Raw genomic sequence first — 272 nt, 5'->3', positions numbered from 1 at the left:
AGGTTGATATTCCTGTACCGCCGATCCACCGTTTGAACAATGGGGGGACGCAGGAGGATAGTGACGCATGCGGATGGAAGTGCATGTGCAAGTTTCAAGACCGTCTGATTGGCAAATCCGTCAGGCACCAAAGTCAAGGAACGATGCGGAGTCCCGTAGGGACGTAGGTCACGATTTCACACTGCCAAGAAAAGCCTCTAGTGAGGGGGAAGGCGCCAGTACCGTAAACCGACACAGGTAGGCGAGATGAGAATTCTAAGACGCGCGGGATA

Annotated in this window: 1 rRNA gene; it reads left to right on the top strand. The window is 53.7% G+C overall.

Annotation, left to right across the window (positions count from 1 at the left end):
* Window positions 1-272: ribosomal RNA gene (locus tag ACZGCQ_RS17000) — 23S ribosomal RNA — on the top strand; the annotation flags it as partial.

The sequence above is a fragment of the Exiguobacterium sp. HSB13 genome (assembly GCF_056764755.1).
Note: the sequence above shows the minus strand (reverse complement) of the source record. Positions and strands in the feature narration are given on the sequence as shown.